17 protein-coding genes are annotated in these 16,899 nt (G+C 38.0%); 12 read left to right on the forward strand and 5 right to left on the reverse strand.

Features of this window, described 5'->3' with window-relative positions:
- Positions 1-129: 129 nt before the first annotated feature.
- From IGM04_RS02120 to IGM04_RS02130, 3 genes are read left to right on the forward strand one after another with little or no spacing between them, the layout of a single operon-like run.
- Positions 130-1,365: a DNA repair exonuclease gene (locus tag IGM04_RS02120; protein WP_086317649.1), complete on the forward strand. Its 1,236-nt coding sequence runs from the start codon at positions 130-132 to the stop codon at positions 1,363-1,365.
- Entirely contained in the window at positions 1,362-4,073 is a 2,712-nt protein-coding gene (locus tag IGM04_RS02125; RefSeq protein ID WP_086317650.1) for an ATP-binding protein, read from the forward strand. The genes IGM04_RS02120 and IGM04_RS02125 overlap by 4 nt, the downstream gene beginning before the upstream one ends.
- Positions 4,070-5,014, forward strand: coding sequence for a 3'-5' exoribonuclease YhaM family protein (locus IGM04_RS02130; protein WP_002373338.1), 945 nt, complete (start codon positions 4,070-4,072; stop codon positions 5,012-5,014). Before IGM04_RS02125 ends, IGM04_RS02130 begins: the two co-directional genes overlap by 4 nt.
- 39 nt (positions 5,015-5,053) lie before the next feature.
- On the opposite strand, the gene IGM04_RS02135 is transcribed toward IGM04_RS02130, so the two are convergent.
- The 3 genes from IGM04_RS02135 to IGM04_RS02145 all read right to left on the reverse strand — a co-directional run bounded on the left by IGM04_RS02135 (position 5,054) and on the right by IGM04_RS02145 (position 7,016).
- On the reverse strand, positions 5,054-6,082 hold the full coding sequence (locus IGM04_RS02135) for a peptidylprolyl isomerase (RefSeq protein WP_033594561.1): 1,029 nt from the start codon (positions 6,080-6,082) through the stop codon (positions 5,054-5,056).
- 163 nt (positions 6,083-6,245) lie between these two features.
- Positions 6,246-6,590, reverse strand: coding sequence for a YtxH domain-containing protein (locus tag IGM04_RS02140; protein ID WP_002355526.1), 345 nt, complete (start codon positions 6,588-6,590; stop codon positions 6,246-6,248).
- Positions 6,591-7,016 (reverse strand): HIT family protein, encoded by a 426-nt coding sequence (locus IGM04_RS02145; protein WP_002355527.1) that lies wholly within the window; start codon positions 7,014-7,016, stop codon positions 6,591-6,593.
- Positions 7,017-7,231: 215 nt separating this feature from the next.
- Between IGM04_RS02145 and IGM04_RS02150 the strand changes: the two genes are divergently transcribed.
- From IGM04_RS02150 to trmB, 4 genes are all read left to right on the forward strand, one after another.
- Positions 7,232-7,969, forward strand: a complete 738-nt coding sequence (locus tag IGM04_RS02150) for an ABC transporter ATP-binding protein (protein WP_002363160.1) — start codon at positions 7,232-7,234, stop codon at positions 7,967-7,969.
- A 1-nt stretch (position 7,970) separates the two neighbouring features.
- Positions 7,971-9,182, forward strand: a complete 1,212-nt coding sequence (locus IGM04_RS02155) for an ABC transporter permease (RefSeq protein WP_002371475.1) — start codon at positions 7,971-7,973, stop codon at positions 9,180-9,182.
- A 128-nt stretch (positions 9,183-9,310) separates the two neighbouring features.
- Positions 9,311-10,090, forward strand: coding sequence for a phosphotransferase family protein (locus IGM04_RS02160; RefSeq protein WP_002355531.1), 780 nt, complete (start codon positions 9,311-9,313; stop codon positions 10,088-10,090).
- A gap of 72 nt (positions 10,091-10,162) precedes the next feature.
- Positions 10,163-10,807 carry a tRNA (guanosine(46)-N7)-methyltransferase TrmB gene (gene trmB, locus IGM04_RS02165; RefSeq protein WP_002371476.1) on the forward strand — a complete coding sequence of 215 codons (645 nt, stop codon included), beginning with the start codon at positions 10,163-10,165 and terminating at the stop codon, positions 10,805-10,807.
- 59 nt (positions 10,808-10,866) lie between these two features.
- On the opposite strand, the gene IGM04_RS02170 is transcribed toward trmB, so the two are convergent.
- Entirely contained in the window at positions 10,867-11,613 is a 747-nt protein-coding gene (locus IGM04_RS02170; RefSeq protein ID WP_002363162.1) for a MurR/RpiR family transcriptional regulator, read from the reverse strand.
- A 178-nt stretch (positions 11,614-11,791) separates the two neighbouring features.
- On the opposite strand from IGM04_RS02170, the gene pfkB reads away from it, so the two are divergent.
- The 5 genes from pfkB (at position 11,792) to bph (ending at position 16,325) form a co-directional block, all read left to right on the forward strand.
- Positions 11,792-12,718, forward strand: a complete 927-nt coding sequence (pfkB, locus tag IGM04_RS02175; protein WP_086317651.1) for a 1-phosphofructokinase — start codon at positions 11,792-11,794, stop codon at positions 12,716-12,718.
- 4 nt (positions 12,719-12,722) lie between these two features.
- Complete coding sequence (locus IGM04_RS02180) at positions 12,723-14,141, forward strand: PTS fructose transporter subunit IIC (protein WP_002355535.1); 1,419 nt, start codon at positions 12,723-12,725, stop codon at positions 14,139-14,141.
- Between the two features lie 26 nt (positions 14,142-14,167).
- Positions 14,168-14,629 carry a fructose PTS transporter subunit IIA gene (locus tag IGM04_RS02185; RefSeq protein WP_002358680.1) on the forward strand — a complete coding sequence of 154 codons (462 nt, stop codon included), beginning with the start codon at positions 14,168-14,170 and terminating at the stop codon, positions 14,627-14,629.
- Entirely contained in the window at positions 14,626-15,603 is a 978-nt protein-coding gene (gene lacD / locus IGM04_RS02190; protein ID WP_086317652.1) for a tagatose-bisphosphate aldolase, read from the forward strand. Before IGM04_RS02185 ends, lacD begins: the two co-directional genes overlap by 4 nt.
- A 188-nt stretch (positions 15,604-15,791) precedes the next feature.
- A complete protein-coding gene (gene bph, locus IGM04_RS02195) occupies positions 15,792-16,325 on the forward strand; it encodes a biofilm phosphatase Bph (RefSeq protein WP_002355538.1) in 534 nt (177 codons plus the stop codon).
- A gap of 87 nt (positions 16,326-16,412) precedes the next feature.
- Here the strand turns inward: bph and IGM04_RS02200 are convergent, their stop codons facing one another.
- On the reverse strand, positions 16,413-16,844 hold the full coding sequence (locus tag IGM04_RS02200) for a GNAT family N-acetyltransferase (protein WP_002384912.1): 432 nt from the start codon (positions 16,842-16,844) through the stop codon (positions 16,413-16,415).
- Positions 16,845-16,899: the final 55 nt, after the last annotated feature.

Raw genomic sequence — 16,899 nt, forward strand, 5'->3', positions numbered from 1 at the left:
GTCTATAAGACAATTTGTCAGAGTTTTTCTTTTACTGAAAATAAAAAAACGAACAAATTTTCGTATGTTTTTACTGACCAAGCTGGCAGAAAATGATATGATAAAGGGAGGAGAAAAGGAGGGGAAACGATGAAACTATTGCATACAGCTGATTTACACATGGATCGGTCTTTTGAAGGGTTAACTGGGATCCCGATAGCCTTAGCGAAGCGCTTAAGAGAAGCTAATCAACAATTGTTAATGAATATCGTAACAGTTGCCATTCGAGAAGCGGTGGACTTGGTTATTTTTGCAGGAGATACGTTTCATCAAAGTCAGACCTCTATTTCAATGCAAGCCCAATTGATGGCTGCATTAGAACAGTTGAAACAAGCAGAAATCCCTGTGATTCTAACATTTGGGAATCATGATTACTATAAAAAAGACCGCTATTGGTTTTCTTTTCCAGACAATGTCTTTTTATTTGAAAAAGAAATGGTTGAGACACTGTATTTTGAAACGAAAGCGGGCGAACAAGTGGCTGTTTCAGGGTTTAGTTATGAGCATCCCTGGATTGATGAAAATAAAGCACTAGAATTTCCTATCAAACAAGCAGAATCTGACATTCATATTGGGATTTATCATGGAGACACCAGTCGGAAAGCGCAACAAAATTATGCTCCGTTTACATGGAAGGATTTAAAAGCCACTGGTTATAATTATTGGGCATTGGGCCATATTCATCAGCCACAAATTGTTAGTGAACAACCGCTAATTGTTTATCCTGGAACACCTCAAGGGCACACGAAAAAAGAACAGTCTTTACAAGGGGTTGCAGTGGTCACACTTTCCCAAAATCAAGCGACTGTTCAATTTGAAAAAGTCGCAGAAATAGATTGGACGAATGAAGAAGTATCTCTTGCGCAATGCCGTGACACCCAAAGCGTTTTGTCTTATCTTGAAACCAGTTTGCTGACGAAGTGGCATGCGCATCAGCAACAGCAATTGATGGCGTTGACACTGAAAGAAACGCAACATTTGGATGTGACCGTGGTGCAAGCCATTGTCAATGGTGAACTATTAAGCTACTTACAGCAGCAGCTTTTACAAAAAACGCAAGGTGATTTTTTTGTTTATCGCCTACTATTGCAAGCAGAGGAACCAACGAAAGAACCGATCTATTTAGCCGCTAGTCCCAACTTATTAACGGCATTAGAAAAAACATACTTAGATCCAGTTATTTTTGAAGATACCACCAAGGAATTGTTACGTTATCCAGAATTTGCTGGAATTTTTTCAATGGATGAGCAGTGGCGATTAGAGAGCTTGCGCCTAGCACATGAGCAAATTAATGAAGACTTTACTATTCAGGAGGACCCACTATGAAATTACTTGCAGTAGAGATTGTGGGCTTTGGAAAATGGCAACAACAGAAAATTACATTTGAATCTGGTAATCAATTGCTGTACGGCGCAAATGAAGTTGGCAAGTCCACATTGTATCAATTCATTCAAGCAATGCTGTTTGGTTTTCCCACAAAGGGCAAAAGAAAACGCGATTACGCACCTAAAAATGGTGGCTCGTATGGTGGTCGTTTGTGGTTGGCACATCCTGTGTTTGGGGAAGTTCAAGTCGAGCGTTTTAAAGAAAAAAATAAAGGGCAAGCAATCATTTATTATCAACAACAAATGGGGGATGAGAAAACCTTACAGCAAATGTTACATCCGCTAACGAAAAAGTTATTTCAAGAGGTTTTTACTTTCCAACAAGAACAATTAATTACGAGTGACAAGTTGACAGAAGAGGAACTGCAAACATCCTTGTTAGCCATTGGTGTTTCTGGTAGTCAACAACTTTTGACTTACCGAAATGCGTACTTTAAAGAAGCACAAAAAATCTTTAAAGGTAAAGGACAGCAGCCATTACTCAATCAGAAGTTGGCGGCTTATCAAGAACTAAAAGAGCAAATTCAAGAGAAAGAAGCGCAGCAACAAACTTTTCAACAATTAGAAGAAACGATTCGCGAAACAGAACAACAGCGAGTGACACTGCAACAGCAATTAAAAGAAACGCAACAGGACTTGTTACAGGTTGCGGAACAGCAACGTCACTTTCCCTTGTACGAAGAATGGCAGTCGCTACCTGAAGAAACAGAGAACGTTGTTTTAGTAAAAGAAGACCAAGTTCAATTAGAAGAAACCTTTCAAGAATATATGTACCTAGATAAAGAACGACAACGTTTGACCAAAGAGTTATCTCTTCAGTCAGAAGCGCTCGATGTTCCAGAAGGCTATGCTTTTTACCTAGAACAAGAAGCATTGATTCAACAATTGTTGAATCAACGCTATGATATGCAACAATTGATGACGGAATCGGAATGGATGACCCAAACCTTTGAGCAAAATCGTCAAGAAATGGTCCTTTTAGAGAACGAATGGTCATGGTCGCCTGAACGACCACCACAGCTTTTCTATGACAACGAAACCGTTCAAAAGTGGCGCCAACAACAAGTTGCGTATACGCAAGCTCTTCAAAAAGGCCAAGAACAGAAAGCATTCTTGGCTTCTCAAATTGAAAATCTGGAAGACCAGTTAACGGATTTTGAAAAAGCGCATGCCGCATTTTTTGGTGAAGCGACGCGTGCCCAAAAAGCGCAGAAAACAAGTCAGCCACTATGGTTATTGTTAGGAAGTATCCTTGCATTACTCGGTTTCTTTTTGCCAAGCCCTTTAAAATGGGGCCTAGTTCTCGTGGGAGTTAGTCTTATCGCAAAAGAAGTGATTGGCTACGCCACTAGAAAAGAAGATTCCTCTGATGAAGTGAAAGAAGAATGGCAGACGAAACTTTCGCAACTAGATTATTTAAATGAACAGTTCCAACAAGCGCTGAATCAAGAACGTGAGGCACAACTGCAAGTGGAACAACTTGAACAAGCAGTAGCGGAGCAAGCCCAAGTCCATCAATTAGGAAAAATGCAACAAATTGATACTTTAATGAATCAGCGGGAATTGATTACGCGCTATTTATTGCTTGTTCAAACAAATGAAGAACTCATGAGTCAATTGAAGGAAAATCAACAAAAACGCCAAGTATTTGAAGAACAAGTCTTCCCATTGATGACGCATTTACCCTTACAAGGAAAGAGCCTTTCCGAAAAGTTACACTTTTTAGAAGGGTTTGCTGAAGAAATGGAGAAAGTTCGCTTTGCTCAAGAGTATCAAGCAGATGGCTATCTCAAACAGCAGTTACGAGAGTTGAAAACTAAACAGCAAGAAGCATTAACACGAATTCAGCCTTTACTAATTCGTTATCGGATTCTATCAATCGCTGATGTTCCAAGTAGGATTCAACAGCTGACCACTCAGCAAGCTCAAGTTGGTCGTGGGCAAGAATTAGCGACACAATTAGGCAATCTGTTTCCAGAAGCGGTAACAGAAGCAACGTTAAAAGACCGTTCTCTACAACTAATGCAGCAACAAGCACTAGAAGAAAGCCAGTTAGATAAAATACAAGAGCAGTATCAAGCGTTGATTTATGAAAAACAACAATTAATGACGGATGGTACCTTAGATGAGTTGTATCAACGACAAGCAATTTTAAAAGCGGAAATCAAAGAACTAGCTCAACGTTGGTCTGGGTATCAACTGGCGGGGCAACTGCTAATGGACCTATTAACAGAGCTTTCGGAACAACAATTGCCCAGCTTATTACAGTATGCATCAAGCTACTTTGCACTTTTAACAAATCAGCGTTATCAATCAATCCAAGTAGCCGAAGGTCAACTAGTTGCGGTGACGAAAGAACAAGAAATGTTTTATTTACATGAATTATCAACTGGCACTAAAGATCAATTGATGATGGCTGTTCGTTTTGCCTTTTTAGCAGTCCAAGGCGAGCAACTGATTTGTCCAATTATCATTGATGATGGCTGGTTACACTATGATCATCAAAGAAAAGCCCAATTAGCTGAATTATTTACTAAGTTTGGTCAAAAACAGCAAGTCATTTGTTTTTCTTCTGACCAAGAAATGGTAAGCTATTATCAGGACTTACAACAAAGAGTAATTGCGTTAGAAGGAGGAAGCGTCAAGTGAAAAAATTACGTGAATTAACAGTAGAAGAACTTTTTGAATCATTTGTTCTAATTAAAAATGCCGATGTGCGTGTAGCTAAAAATGGGAAAAAGTTTATTGCCTTTACCTTTCAAGACACATCTGGCACGATTGACGGAAAATATTGGGACGCCTCTGAGGATGAAATTACACGATTTACTGCGGGGAACGTTGTTTTACTGAATGGGAAACGAGAAGTTTATCAAAATAAACCCCAAGTAAAAATTTTACACATGCGTTTAGCGACAGCAGAGGAACCAAGCCAACCAAGTTTATATATGGAACGAGCGCCTTTGAAAAAAGAAGAGATGGTCGAGGAAATCAATCAAGTAATTTTTGAAATTACCAATGCTCATTGGAATCGTATTGTGCGCTATCTCATGACGAAATACCAACAAGAATTTTATGAATTTCCTGCAGCTAAACGGAACCATCATGCTTTTGCGAATGGCTTAGCTTACCACACTGTCTCAATGTTGCGACTAGGCAAAGCAATTGCTAAGGAATATACTGAAATTAACACGTCACTATTATACGCGGGGATTATTTTACATGACTTAGGAAAAGTTTTAGAATTATCTGGTGCTATTACGACAGAATATACGGTGGCAGGGAACTTAATTGGTCATTTAGTTTTGGTGGATGAGGAAATTACCAAGGCGTGTTTGGCTTTGAAAATTGATGATCGAGAAGAAGACGTTGTCGTTCTTCGGCACATGGTCTTAGCCCACCATGGATTGTTGGAATATGGCTCACCTGTGCGACCAAGAATTATGGAAGCGGAAATCTTACATCAAATTGATACCATGGATGCGTCCATTCAAATGATGCTAGGGGCAATTCGTCAAACACAGCCTGGGGAGTATACGGAACGAATCTTTGGTTTAGATAACCGCAGTTTCTATGTTCCAAAAGATAAATAAAAAAAGGGAGTGGTCAATCGACCACTCTCTTTTTTATGCTTATTTAGAAGAAGATTCTGTTGTTTTGCTTGAAGAATCTGTTGCTTTTTCAGAGTCGCTTGTTTTGGTATCACTTGTTTTAGAATCACTTGATTTTGATTCTTTTTTCTCTGAAGAAGCGCTTGAAGATTCAGTTTGCATGTAGCCTGCTAAAGCGTTCTTGAAGGCATCATCTTTAATTTTCACATTGGCCGCTTTTAATTCGTCACTAATAACTTTTGCTTGGAATGTTTGATCGGCTAATTTTGTCTCTTCAGCAATTTTCTTGATCTCTTTTTCATAAGGTTTCATGTCATTGCCTTTTGCTTTGTTTTTCGTCATTTTCACTACATAGTAAGTTGTTTGGTACGTTTGTGCGTTTGTTGCAGCAATTGGTTCTGATACTTCGCCGTCTTTTAGTTTGAAGGCTGCTTCTTTAACTTCGGCAGGAACAGTTGTTGATTGTGAATCAAATTTAATTTTACCGCCGTCTTTTTTCGTTGCAGCATCGGTTGATTTGTCTTTGGCAATTTTTGCGAAATCGCCGCCGTCAGTGATTTCTTTCTTGACAGCTTTGGCATCATCTTCTGAAGCAACTTGGATAATTTGTGCTTCTACTTCTGGATGGAAGCTTGCCCAAGCTGTTTTTAAGTCTTCATCTGTAATTTTCAAGTGATCTTTCAAACCTACTTGCATTGCTTCGGCTTGTTTTAATTGTTTCTTGAATGATTTTTCAGTTAAACCAGCTTGTGTTAGTGCATCAGAGAATTTTCCGCCTTGCGCTTCCACTTGTTTTTTAGCGTCATCAAATTTCTTTTGAATGGCTTTGTCAGTTACTTTGTCGCCATATTTTTCTTCAAAGACTTTATAAATAACCATTTGGCTAAACGCTTGTTGGCTCGTGCTTTGTTCTTTAATTTGGTTATAAAAATCATCAACAGTAATTGTTGAACCTTTCATTGTTGCGATATCTTTTGAACCGCTTGAACACGCTGCTAAACTAAAAACGGCCATTGCGCCCGCTGCAGCTAAGATTAGTTTTTTCTTCATTCTCTTATGCACTCCTGTTTTTTTTAGTTTTATTTCTGTTATAACTATACCATACCTCATTTTGAAAAAGAAAGAGTCTCAGGCATAGTTTCAAACAAAATTCGTATTTACGTCACACTTTTTATTTTTTTAATAACAAAAGAAATAATTAACATCAAAGACTTTACTTTTGCTTGTTAGTTTGTGTGTCAGGTAATTCAGCCGTAATTTTGGCAATTTGTTCTTTAATTTGAGCAATCCGAGGTTCCGCTTGGAATTTGAAATCAGTGATTTCTTGTTGCAGGTCTTTTGAAAATTCAGTTGCCAGTGGAACGTTTTCTTCGACAACTGCCAAGTTTCGTTGCACCTGATCCCAGTCATTCGTGACTTGATTTTTCAGTGAACGATAGTCCTCTAGCTCATTGATTAAATGCTGACGTGTTTCTTTCCCGCTTCTTGGAGCAGCCAACAAACCGCCAATGGTACCGGCAGCTGCGCCAAAAAAGAGGCCTTTAATAAATTTTTTCATTTAGTTCACCTGCTTTGCAATGGTTTCAGCAATTTCTTGCATCGCTTCGGCGGAATAGTCCTCTTGATGATTGCCAAAATGAATTGAGAAATCATCTTCTTTTGAATAACGGGGAATCAAATGAACGTGGGAATGGAAAACGGATTGATAAGCCACTTCCTTATTGTTATTTAAAATGTTTAATCCTTCCATTTCTGGAAAAGCTTTTTCTAATGCTCGTGCTACTTTAGGAATACGAGCAAAGACGTCGCTTGCTAAAACGTCATTATATTCAAAAATATCAGCAACGTGTTGTTTTGGAATCATTAAGGTATGTCCTTTGGTCACTTGTGTGATGTCTAAAAACGCGTAGACTTTCTCGTCTTCATAGACTTTATAACTTGGGATTTCGCCGTTGATAATTTTACAAAAAATACAATCATTCATGAAAAATTCCTCTTTTCTCTAGGTTCTTTCCTTTACTTTACCACAAGTTGATTTCTCTGTGGATGAAAAAGTACGTGAGTTCGCTAAAAAGTTCGTTTCATTTCGTGTATAATAAGAGAAAGAAAAAAATCCATTTAATTAAGGGAGTAATTTTTGAATTCTTGGTTCGCTTAGGGTTTAATAATGGTAGAGAGAAAAGGTTGGAGGCAAAAGAAATGAGCTTAACAATTGAACATTTAACAGGAGGTTACGGCCATATTCCTGTCTTAAAAGATATTAATTTTGACGTCAAGTCTGGTGAAATGGTTGGTTTAATCGGCTTGAATGGTGCGGGGAAAAGTACCACCATCAAAAATATTATTGGGTTACTTACGCCGCAAAAAGGCAAAATTATGATTGACGGGGAAACATTGCAACAAGCCCCTGAAGAATATCGCAAAAAAATCGGGTATATTCCGGAAACACCTTCTTTATATGAAGAATTAACATTGAAAGAGCATATCGAAGTAACGGCCTTGGCTTATGATATTCCATTAGAAGAAGCATTCAAACGAGCAGAACCATTACTAAAAACGTTCCGTTTAGACAATAAATTGGAATGGTTCCCTGCTAATTTTTCAAAAGGCATGAAACAAAAAGTCATGGTACTTTGTGCATTCTTAATTGAACCGAGTTTATATATTATTGATGAACCGTTTCTAGGCTTAGATCCTTTAGCAATTCATGCTTTATTAGAATTAATGGATACGATGCGTAAGCAAGGGGCAGCAATTTTAATGTCCACGCATATTTTAGCAACAGCTGAAAAATATTGTGATCGTTTTGTGGTGCTACACGAAGGGAAATTACGGGCAAACGGTACAATGGCTGAATTACGTGCAGAATTTAATTTACCAGAGTCTTCTTTAGATGATATTTATCTTGCCTTGACGAAGGAAGAAAAGGTGGGGTAACATGGGCGAATTTTTTAGTCAACGTTTGTCACGGCATTTCAAAAAAATGTCCAAGTACTTGCGCTATATTTTAAATGATCATTTTGTTTTAGTCTGTATGTTTTTATTAGGCGGATTAGGTCTGTACTATTCCCAGTTGTTAAAAGAATTACCTCGTGATTTTGTTTGGGGCAGACCGTTAATTCTGTTGGGCTGGCTGCTACTCATTCAAGTTGGTAAGTTGGCTACTCTGACAGAAGAGCCAGACAAGGTTTTTTTATTACCAAAAGAAAAACAATTCGCTGCTTATCTGAAACGAGCGCTGCGCTACTCTTTACTTTTACCGATTGTGGTCAGCTTTCTAGGAAGTGGCCTATTGATGCCGTTGATTGTAGTCACAACGGGTTGGTCGTTTCAAACCTTCTTTTTATTTTTGGTCATGCTAGTTTGTATGATTTATACACATCTTAGTTTACAAAGCTATGGGCTCTATCATCTTTCGTCAACCACTTACCGTAGTTGGTGGTTCGTTTGGTTGATCAGTAGTCTCTTGATTATGACGGGAGCCATTTACTGGACGCCTTGGGTTGGTGTGATTGGTGGCATCATCTTGGCCGTTTGTTTATCGAGTATTTGGCAAAATAAGATGAAACAGAGTTTCTTGGATTGGGAAAAAATGATCCAAAAAGAACAAAACAGAATGCATAGAATTTATAAATTCATTCAGCTGTTTACAGATATTCCTGAAGTGAGTAGTACAGTGAAACGCCGTAAATACTTAGATCCTCTCCTCGGAGTAGTCAAAAAAACATCTGAGAACACGTATGCTTACTTATTCATTCGGAGCTTTTTACGAGGTAGCGAATATAGCGGCTTATTGTTTCGTTTGATTTTGGTTGGTGGCGTGCTACTCTTCTTTTTACAAGAATTCTGGATTGCGTTGGTAGTTGCTCTATTGTTTGTCTATTTAATCGGGTTCCAGTTGATTCCCATGTACACGCAATTTGATTATATGGTGATGACACAGCTATATCCAATTTCAATAGAAAAAAAACAAGCAGCGATTCGCCGGTTAATTAGCGGCGCATTATCTGTTGCGGCCATTATTTTTGGTGGGATTGTCTGCCTTCGTTTAGGCAGTTTGCAAAATAGCTTGATCATTCTGGGTGCCTTAATTGTAGAAGTTGTGATTTTCACTAAAATGTATGTTCCAATGCGCTTGAATAAGTTATAAAGATGAGAAAACCCAGCAAAATTTACAAAAGAACCACATAGAAGCTTGACGAAGCAAGGTTTGGCGACTAAAATGGTAATTGCTGTAAAAATTGCAATAAAATTGTGTTGAGATAGGAGATAATTTCCATGGAATTTCAGTTGGATAAAGACTGGCGTCTGCAGCCGATAAAGGGCGCAACTGGTCAAACATACATGGGAATAAAAGAAACAGAGAAAGTGTTCATTAAACGAAACACTTCTCCACTTCTTGCAGCATTGTCTAAAGAAGGGTTAGCCCCGAAGATGATTTGGACAAAGCGGACAGCGAATGGCGACGTACTAACAGCCCAAGAATGGCTGGAAGGACGTTTATTACATGCGGACGAAATTGGCAAACGCAATGACGTGATTGACGTGTTATACCAATTGCATCATTCCAATTTGCTGAAAGACATGTTGAAAAAAATTGGTGGCGAAGTTTGTACCCCGCTAACAATGTTGAAAGAGTATAAGCGTCAACTACCTAAAGAATTAAAACGAAACAGTTATTTAAAAGAAGTAATCACTTATTTATATAATCATTTACCAGAATATCCAGAAACTAGTTATGTAGCTGTCCACGGCGATGTGAATCATCGGAATTGGTTAGTCTCGAATAATTATCTCTATTTAGTAGATTGGGATTCTGTGATGGTCGCGGACCCAGCGGTAGATTTAGGAATGATTTTGAGTCATTATGTGCCTCGTTCCGGTTGGAATCAATGGTTACTATCTTATGGTTTAATCCCGAATGAAAGTACGGTTCAACGAATTTATTGGTATGGTTTATTTAGCTTTTTACAAGAGATTGTTCGTCATCACCAAGAGGGCGAAAGAAGAGCAATGACTGCAGAAATTTTACAATTAAAACGAATGTTTAGTAGTTAAACTAATTCATTTAACATCCACACAGGCTGGCGAATTTCACCAGTCTGTTTTTAAAAGAAAGGAATTTTAAATATGCGTGTAAGAAATAGACCCGGAGCAGCGGAATATATGGCAAAATATCCACAATATGTGGTAGAAGGTCCTGAAAAATGGCAAGGGAAATGGCAAGAACGTTTTGGCAATAATCATCCCATCCACATTGAAATTGGTTCAGGTAAAGGTCGTTTTATTTATGAAATGGCTAAAGCACATCCTGAAATTAATTATATTGGTATCGATATGCAATTAAGTATTTTATCGATTGCATTAGATAAACTAGTGGCCGATCCGTTACCTAATCTACAGTTATTGCGAGTAGACGGCGAAGCATTAACAGAATATTTTGCTGAAAATGAAGTAGATTTAATCTATTTAAATTTTTCAGATCCTTGGCCAAAGAAAAAACATGAAAAACGTCGTTTAACGTATAAAAACTTTTTAGCGACAGATGAAATTATTTTAAAACCAAATGGAGAAATTCATTTTAAAACGGATAATCAAGGGCTCTTCGAATACTCATTAAGTAGCTTTTCTAAATATGGCATGATTATTGAACGTGTGTGGCTAGATTTGCATAATAGCGAGTTTGAAGGCAACATTATGACAGAATACGAAGAAAAATTTTCTAGTCGTGGTCAACGAATCTATCGAGTAGAAGCACGTTTTGTTGCAAAATAAAAACAAGCATTCCTTTATTTTAAGTGAAGGAATGCTTGTTTTTTATTATTTAAGAAAGCCTAAGTTGTCGTTCTTAGAGCATAGGCGTCCAATAAAATTCTGGCCAGAATGGATAATGGTAACCGTGAACGCACTTCATAATCGGGGAAAAAGGAGCCTTCTGATTTGAAGCCTACGAACGGAATTTCAATGTATTTCATTAAACTAGAGTGTTTGCTTGCAGTTAAAAGGATAGTCCCAATTTCTGAGTCGTAACAGTTTTTACCAGCGACAACTAATTCTTGGGTTTCTCCGTTTAAAGAAACAAAAAGAGCCACATCTTTTTTTGATAACTTTTTACTAATATTTTTAATAATTTCTGGGTCCGTATGCAGTTCACAGTATTTGCCAGCCAATTGAAACTTAACCATCATTTCCTGAGCAATTAATTCTGAAAAACCTCTAGCAAAGATAATAATCCGTCGAGAAGCTTTGATTTTTTGGATCGCATCTTCGATATTACCAATTTCAATCATGTTAATCGTGCGAGTTACTTCTTCTTCATTCTTTAAAATGGCTGTCCGAATTCCTCGGTCTACTTTTTCTAATGCTGAAAAATTTATATTTTGGTTTTCTTTATCTTTCAAGTGATGCTTGAAGGATGTGAAACCTTCATAGCCTTTCTTTTTCATAGTTCTTACAATCGTCGCAGTTGATACGTTGGCTCGTTCGCTTAATTTTACAATGGAATAATCAGGGATTTCTAAAATATGTGTTTCGATAAAATGCCAGAGATATTGCTCTGACTCACTCAATTTTTGTTCCATAATGGCCAGCCCTTCTTTCTTTCACTAAAAAAACATTTATAAGCCTATTTTTAATGAAAAAAAATAAAAAAGCTAGAGAAATTATGAAATTGTAAATGTTTTCTATATTTTTGCGAAAGAATGAAAACCTTTACATGATATTTTGAGACATAATAAAGAGGAGAAAGGAGGAACTACAGTGACTATTTATACATGTACATTAAATTTAGCCATTGATTTATTTATCGAAACAGAAGAGCTAGTTCCTTTTGTCGTGAATCGCACGAAGGAAGATGATATTCAAGCAAACGGGAAAGGAGTCAATGTTTCCCTAATTTTAAAGATGTTAGGGATTGATAATACCGCTTTGGGAGTCAAAGCTGGTTTCACTGGGAACTATGTCGAGGATTATTTAAAAGAAAAAGAGATAACCACTGATTTTATCGAAGTCGCTGGCACAACGAGAATCAATGTGTTTACAAAAGTTACCCAAGATCAAAAGGAATACAAATTAGTCAATAAGGGACCAAAATTATCTGAAGAACATGTACAACGCTTTTTGAAAAAAATTTCAGCGTTACGTAAAGGGGATTATTTGTGTGTATCAGGAAGTTTACCACAAGGGGTTTCGCCAAGTATTTTGATTGAAATTAGCCGAATTTGTTTTGAAAAGCAGGTGTTCTTAATTTTAGACAGTAGTTATGAAGAAATTTTAGATTGTTTGCCTTATCAACCATTTTTATTGAAACCAAATGAAGAAGAACTTCAAGAGTGGTTTCATGCAAAAGTGCAGACTAAGGACGATTACATTTTTTACGGACAAGAATTACTGAAGCGGGGAGCCAAAAATATTTTACTTTCTTTAGGTAGTGAAGGGGCTTTATTTATGAACAATGAAAAGGTTCTTTCAGGTAATTCACCAACTGGAATGGTTGTGAATACAGCTTGTTCAGGGGATGCAATGTTAGGTACCTTTTTAGCTGGTTGGCATCAAGGACTATCATTGGAAAAAAATTTAAAAAGAAGTATTGCAGCAGGTAGTTCAACAGCATTTCGCAAAGGATTGACAGATTTTTCAGATGTTCAGGAGTTAGAGCAACAAATAAAGATTCAAGAGGAGGAATAAACAGATGGCTACGTATCAATTAATAGCTGCTACAGGTTGTCCGACGGGAATAGCGCACACGTATATGGCACAGGAGGCATTGGAACAAGCTGCGAAACGTAAAGGTATTACGATTAAGGTTGAAACACATGGTCAGATTGGTATAGAAAACGAGTTAACCCCTGCAGAAATCCAAGGAGCGGAGGCAGTCATTATTGCCGCCGACAAAGACGTTCAAGCAGAACGTTTTGCTGGGAAACGAATTATTGATGTCCCTGTCAGTGTGGGGATTAAAGAAGCAGATCGCTTAATTGAAGAAGCACTCGCAGGCAAAGGATCGATTGCGGCCGAAAACCAAGCAGTGGACGAACTTGAACAGGAGACACAAATTTCTTCAGGAAATGTTGGACATAGTATTTATAAAAACTTAATGAATGGCGTCTCTCACATGTTGCCGTTTGTAGTAGCAGGCGGCGTTTTAATTGCTCTTTCTTTTGCTATTTGGGGCATTTATTCATTTGATCCAGAAAGTAGTCAGTATAATGCTACCGCTGCTATGTTAAAAAGTATTGGTGATGCCTCAATGGGCATGATGGTGCCAATCTTATCTGCGTATATCGCAGAGGGGATTGCCAAACGACCTGGTTTGGTTGTGGGCTTTGTCGGTGGTTTGATTGCTAACACTGGTGGTACTGGCTTTTTAGGAGGGATATTATCTGGTTTCCTTGCTGGGTATTTCATTCTTTTATTACAAAGAGTATTTAAAGGTTTGCCTAAATCATTAGATGGTTTAAAAGCAATTTTCCTTTATCCAGTCATTGGCGTTGCAGTTATTGGTATCACTATGTCTTTACTAGCAGATCCGATGAAAGCTGTTAACGAAGGAATGATGAGCTTTTTAGCTAGTTTCCAAAACTCCAGTCCGTTGGTTTTAGGAATAATTGTGGGTTGTATGTGTGCCTTTGATATGGGAGGTCCAGTTAATAAAGCGGCCTATGTTACTGGGACGGCACTCTTAGCTCAAGGAAATACTTCTTTTATGGCAGGAGTTTCTGCTGCCTGCATAGCGCCACCTTTAATTACAGGCTTTGCTACATTATTCTTTGGAAAATACTTTGACACAAATGAACGCAATGCGGGGCTAGTGAACTTTATTTTAGGCTCCACACATATTACAGAAGGCGCTATTCCGTTTGCGGCAAAAGACCCATTGAAGGTTTTACCAATTATGATGCTCGGATCTTCAATTGCGGCAGTCTTAACGTATATGTTTGGGGTACAAGTGCCAGCACCTCATGGAGGCTTTCTTGTTTTACCAGTTGTTACTCACGCTGTTCAATGGGTTCTGGCAATTTTAGCTGGTTCATTGGTAGGCGGTTTATTGCTAGGTTTTGTACAAAAAAGTAGAATCGCCAAACAAGAGCAATCGTTATCAAAAAAATGAAATAACAGGAATTAGGAGTGGATGGAATGGCTTTTATTAAAGAAAATCATATTTTTTTAAATCAACAGTTACAAACGCAAGAGGATGTTTTTCACTTTTTAGCAAAAAAATCAACAGAATTGGAAGTTGCTCAGGACGCACAGGAAGTTTTCGATAAACTGAACGAGCGAGAACAAGAAGGAACAACGGGGATGATGAATGGATTTGCGATACCTCATGCAAAAGCAGCAACGATTCAACAAGCGGCCATTATCATCGTTACCTTGGACCAAGGTGTTGAGTGGCAGAGCCTTGACAACCAATTAACGGAGTTTGTGATTGCGCTGTTTATTCCAGATGCCGAAGCTGGCACGACACATTTGAAATTACTCTCTTCCGTTGCGCGCCTCCTATTAAGAGAAGAAGTTACTTCTGGACTGAAACAAGCAAGTTCGCCAGCTGAAATTGCTACGTTACTAAATAATCAATTAGGAGAGGGAACAGAATGAAAAAAATTAGTGAACAAAAACGTAAACATTTAGAAAATCTGGTAGATGATCAAGGGATTATTGGCGCACTAGCCATTGATCAACGTGGGGCTTTAAAACGCATGATGGGAAAATACAAAGAGGTGACTGCGCAAGAAATCAGTGACTTTAAAGTATTAGTATCTCGTTGCTTAACACCAGAGACTTCAGCAATTTTGTTGGATCCAGAATATGGCCTAGCTGCTGCTGAAAATCGAGCACAGACTTCAGGTTTGTTACTTGCGTATGAAAAAACGGGCTACGATGCTTCGACACCAGGACGGTTACCCGATAGTCTTGATGTTTGGTCGGTTAAGCGTTTAAAAGAAGTGGGCGCAGACGCGTGTAAATTTTTACTTTACTACGATGTTGACGAAAGTGAAGCAACCAATGAACAAAAGAAAGCTTATATAGAACGGATTGGTTCAGAGTGTTTAGCCGAAGAAATTCCATTCTTTTTAGAAATTGTCTCTTATGATGCAAACAATTCGGATAGTGCTTCAAAAGAATACGCTAAAGTAAAACCGCACAAAGTAATTGAAGCGATGAAAGAATTTTCAAAGGATCGCTATAATGTTGATGTTTTAAAAGTAGAAGTCCCTGTGAACATGAATTTTGTAGAAGGTTTTGGCACTGAAAGTCTTTATAGCCAAGATGAAGCGCAGGCTTTTTTCAACATGCAAAGTGAAGCAACACAACTTCCATTTATTTTCTTGAGTGCAGGGGTTAGTGCTACGATGTTTCAGGAAACATTAAAATTTGCAAAAAAAGCAGGTTCCTCGTTTAATGGAGTCTTATGTGGTCGCGCAACTTGGGCAGACGGCGTGCTTCCATTTGTTCAACAAGGTTCTGAAGCAGCCGTTGCGTGGCTTGAAACAACTGGTAAAACAAATGTTGACGAATTAAATCAGGTTTTAAGAGAGAGCGCAGTATCAGTCTTTGAAAAAATACAGTAATTAAGCTGAAAATATTTACTGAATTTGAACTAATTGGTCATCTGAATTAAATTTTTTCAGAAATCGTCTTCTTTAAGTGAACTCAATGTACGCAAACTCAAAAGATATGATATAATTATTTCGATATCGATGTATGAACACCCAAAAAGTAACATTGCTTTACTTTATTTGGGGAAAGTTGGGGTATTATGGGAATTCCTAAAGAAGGCGAGTTTGTAACCATTCAGAGTTATAAACATGACGGACATTTACATCGAACGTGGCGTGATACGATGGTACTAAAAACGAGCGAGTATTCTTTAATTGGTGTGAACGATCACACGTTAGTAACGGAATCCGACGGACGTCGGTGGGTGACTCGTGAACCAGCCATTGTTTATTTTCACAAGAAATATTGGTTCAATATAATAGCAATGATTAGAGAAAAGGGGGTTTCGTATTACTGCAATCTGGCTTCGCCATATGTTTTAGATGACGAAGCGTTGAAGTATATTGATTATGATTTAGATATCAAGGTTTTTCCAGATGGTGAAAAACGTTTACTAGACGTTGATGAATATGAATTTCATAGCAAACTAATGGATTATCCAGAAGATATTGACTTCATTTTAAAAGAAAATGTCAAGACTTTAGTGGATTGGATTAATAACGAAAAAGGCCCCTTCTCGCCCGAATATGTAGATATCTGGTATCAACGTTATCAACAGCTATCAAAAAAATAGCCGATGTAAACAGCCCACAAAAGGAGCTTGGAGCATTAGCCAAAATGGCTAATGCTCCAAGCTCTAAATTTTCCGATTTAATTGGTGTTATAGTTCTTTATTCATTTCGTAGTGTTCAATGCCAGCATCCATAAAAGGTGCTCCTGTTTTTTGATAACCTAAACGTTCATAGAAGCCTACAGCGGTGACTTGTGCTCCTAGAGTAATCTTGTGGTAGCCTTGTTCTTTGGCAAAATTTTCCGCCGCTTCCATAATCATTCGTCCATAGTCGGCGCCACGGTAAGCTTTTTCAACGGCCATTCGTTGTAATTTCATAACGCCATTTTCTAGTGGAAGCAAGCGACAAGTTGCGACAGCTACATGATCCGTGTACAAAACAAAGTGAATACAATGTGCTTCATATTCATCGATTTCCATCTCTTCTGGTACCCCTTGTTCCGCTACGAATACGCGTTGACGAAGCCGGACAGCATCTAAATAAAGATCACTCATGGTATCTTTTGTTTGAGCTACATGCATAGAAAAACCCCCAAGTTCAGAATCTGTTTCTATTTTATTATACCACGAAAAAGTT

Source organism: Enterococcus sp. DIV2385, assembly GCF_051711925.1.
In the GTDB taxonomy this organism is placed as follows: Bacteria; Bacillota; Bacilli; order Lactobacillales; family Enterococcaceae; genus Enterococcus; species Enterococcus faecalis.

Excerpts from the sequence above, each read along its gene's own strand:
- IGM04_RS02120 (WP_086317649.1), top strand. The coding sequence starts at position 130 with ATGAAACTATTGCATACAGCTGATTTACACATGGATCGGTCTTTTGAA.
- IGM04_RS02125 (WP_086317650.1), top strand. The coding sequence starts at position 1,362 with ATGAAATTACTTGCAGTAGAGATTGTGGGCTTTGGAAAATGGCAACAA.
- IGM04_RS02135 (WP_033594561.1), bottom strand. The coding sequence starts at position 6,082 with ATGAAGAAAAAACTAATCTTAGCTGCAGCGGGCGCAATGGCCGTTTTT.
- IGM04_RS02140 (WP_002355526.1), bottom strand. The coding sequence starts at position 6,590 with ATGAAAAAATTTATTAAAGGCCTCTTTTTTGGCGCAGCTGCCGGTACC.
- IGM04_RS02145 (WP_002355527.1), bottom strand. The coding sequence starts at position 7,016 with ATGAATGATTGTATTTTTTGTAAAATTATCAACGGCGAAATCCCAAGT.
- IGM04_RS02150 (WP_002363160.1), top strand. The coding sequence starts at position 7,232 with ATGAGCTTAACAATTGAACATTTAACAGGAGGTTACGGCCATATTCCT.
- IGM04_RS02155 (WP_002371475.1), top strand. The coding sequence starts at position 7,971 with ATGGGCGAATTTTTTAGTCAACGTTTGTCACGGCATTTCAAAAAAATG.
- IGM04_RS02160 (WP_002355531.1), top strand. The coding sequence starts at position 9,311 with ATGGAATTTCAGTTGGATAAAGACTGGCGTCTGCAGCCGATAAAGGGC.
- trmB (WP_002371476.1), top strand. The coding sequence starts at position 10,163 with ATGCGTGTAAGAAATAGACCCGGAGCAGCGGAATATATGGCAAAATAT.
- IGM04_RS02170 (WP_002363162.1), bottom strand. The coding sequence starts at position 11,613 with ATGGAACAAAAATTGAGTGAGTCAGAGCAATATCTCTGGCATTTTATC.
- IGM04_RS02180 (WP_002355535.1), top strand. The coding sequence starts at position 12,723 with ATGGCTACGTATCAATTAATAGCTGCTACAGGTTGTCCGACGGGAATA.
- IGM04_RS02185 (WP_002358680.1), top strand. The coding sequence starts at position 14,168 with ATGGCTTTTATTAAAGAAAATCATATTTTTTTAAATCAACAGTTACAA.
- lacD (WP_086317652.1), top strand. The coding sequence starts at position 14,626 with ATGAAAAAAATTAGTGAACAAAAACGTAAACATTTAGAAAATCTGGTA.
- bph (WP_002355538.1), top strand. The coding sequence starts at position 15,792 with ATGGGAATTCCTAAAGAAGGCGAGTTTGTAACCATTCAGAGTTATAAA.
- IGM04_RS02200 (WP_002384912.1), bottom strand. The coding sequence starts at position 16,844 with ATGCATGTAGCTCAAACAAAAGATACCATGAGTGATCTTTATTTAGAT.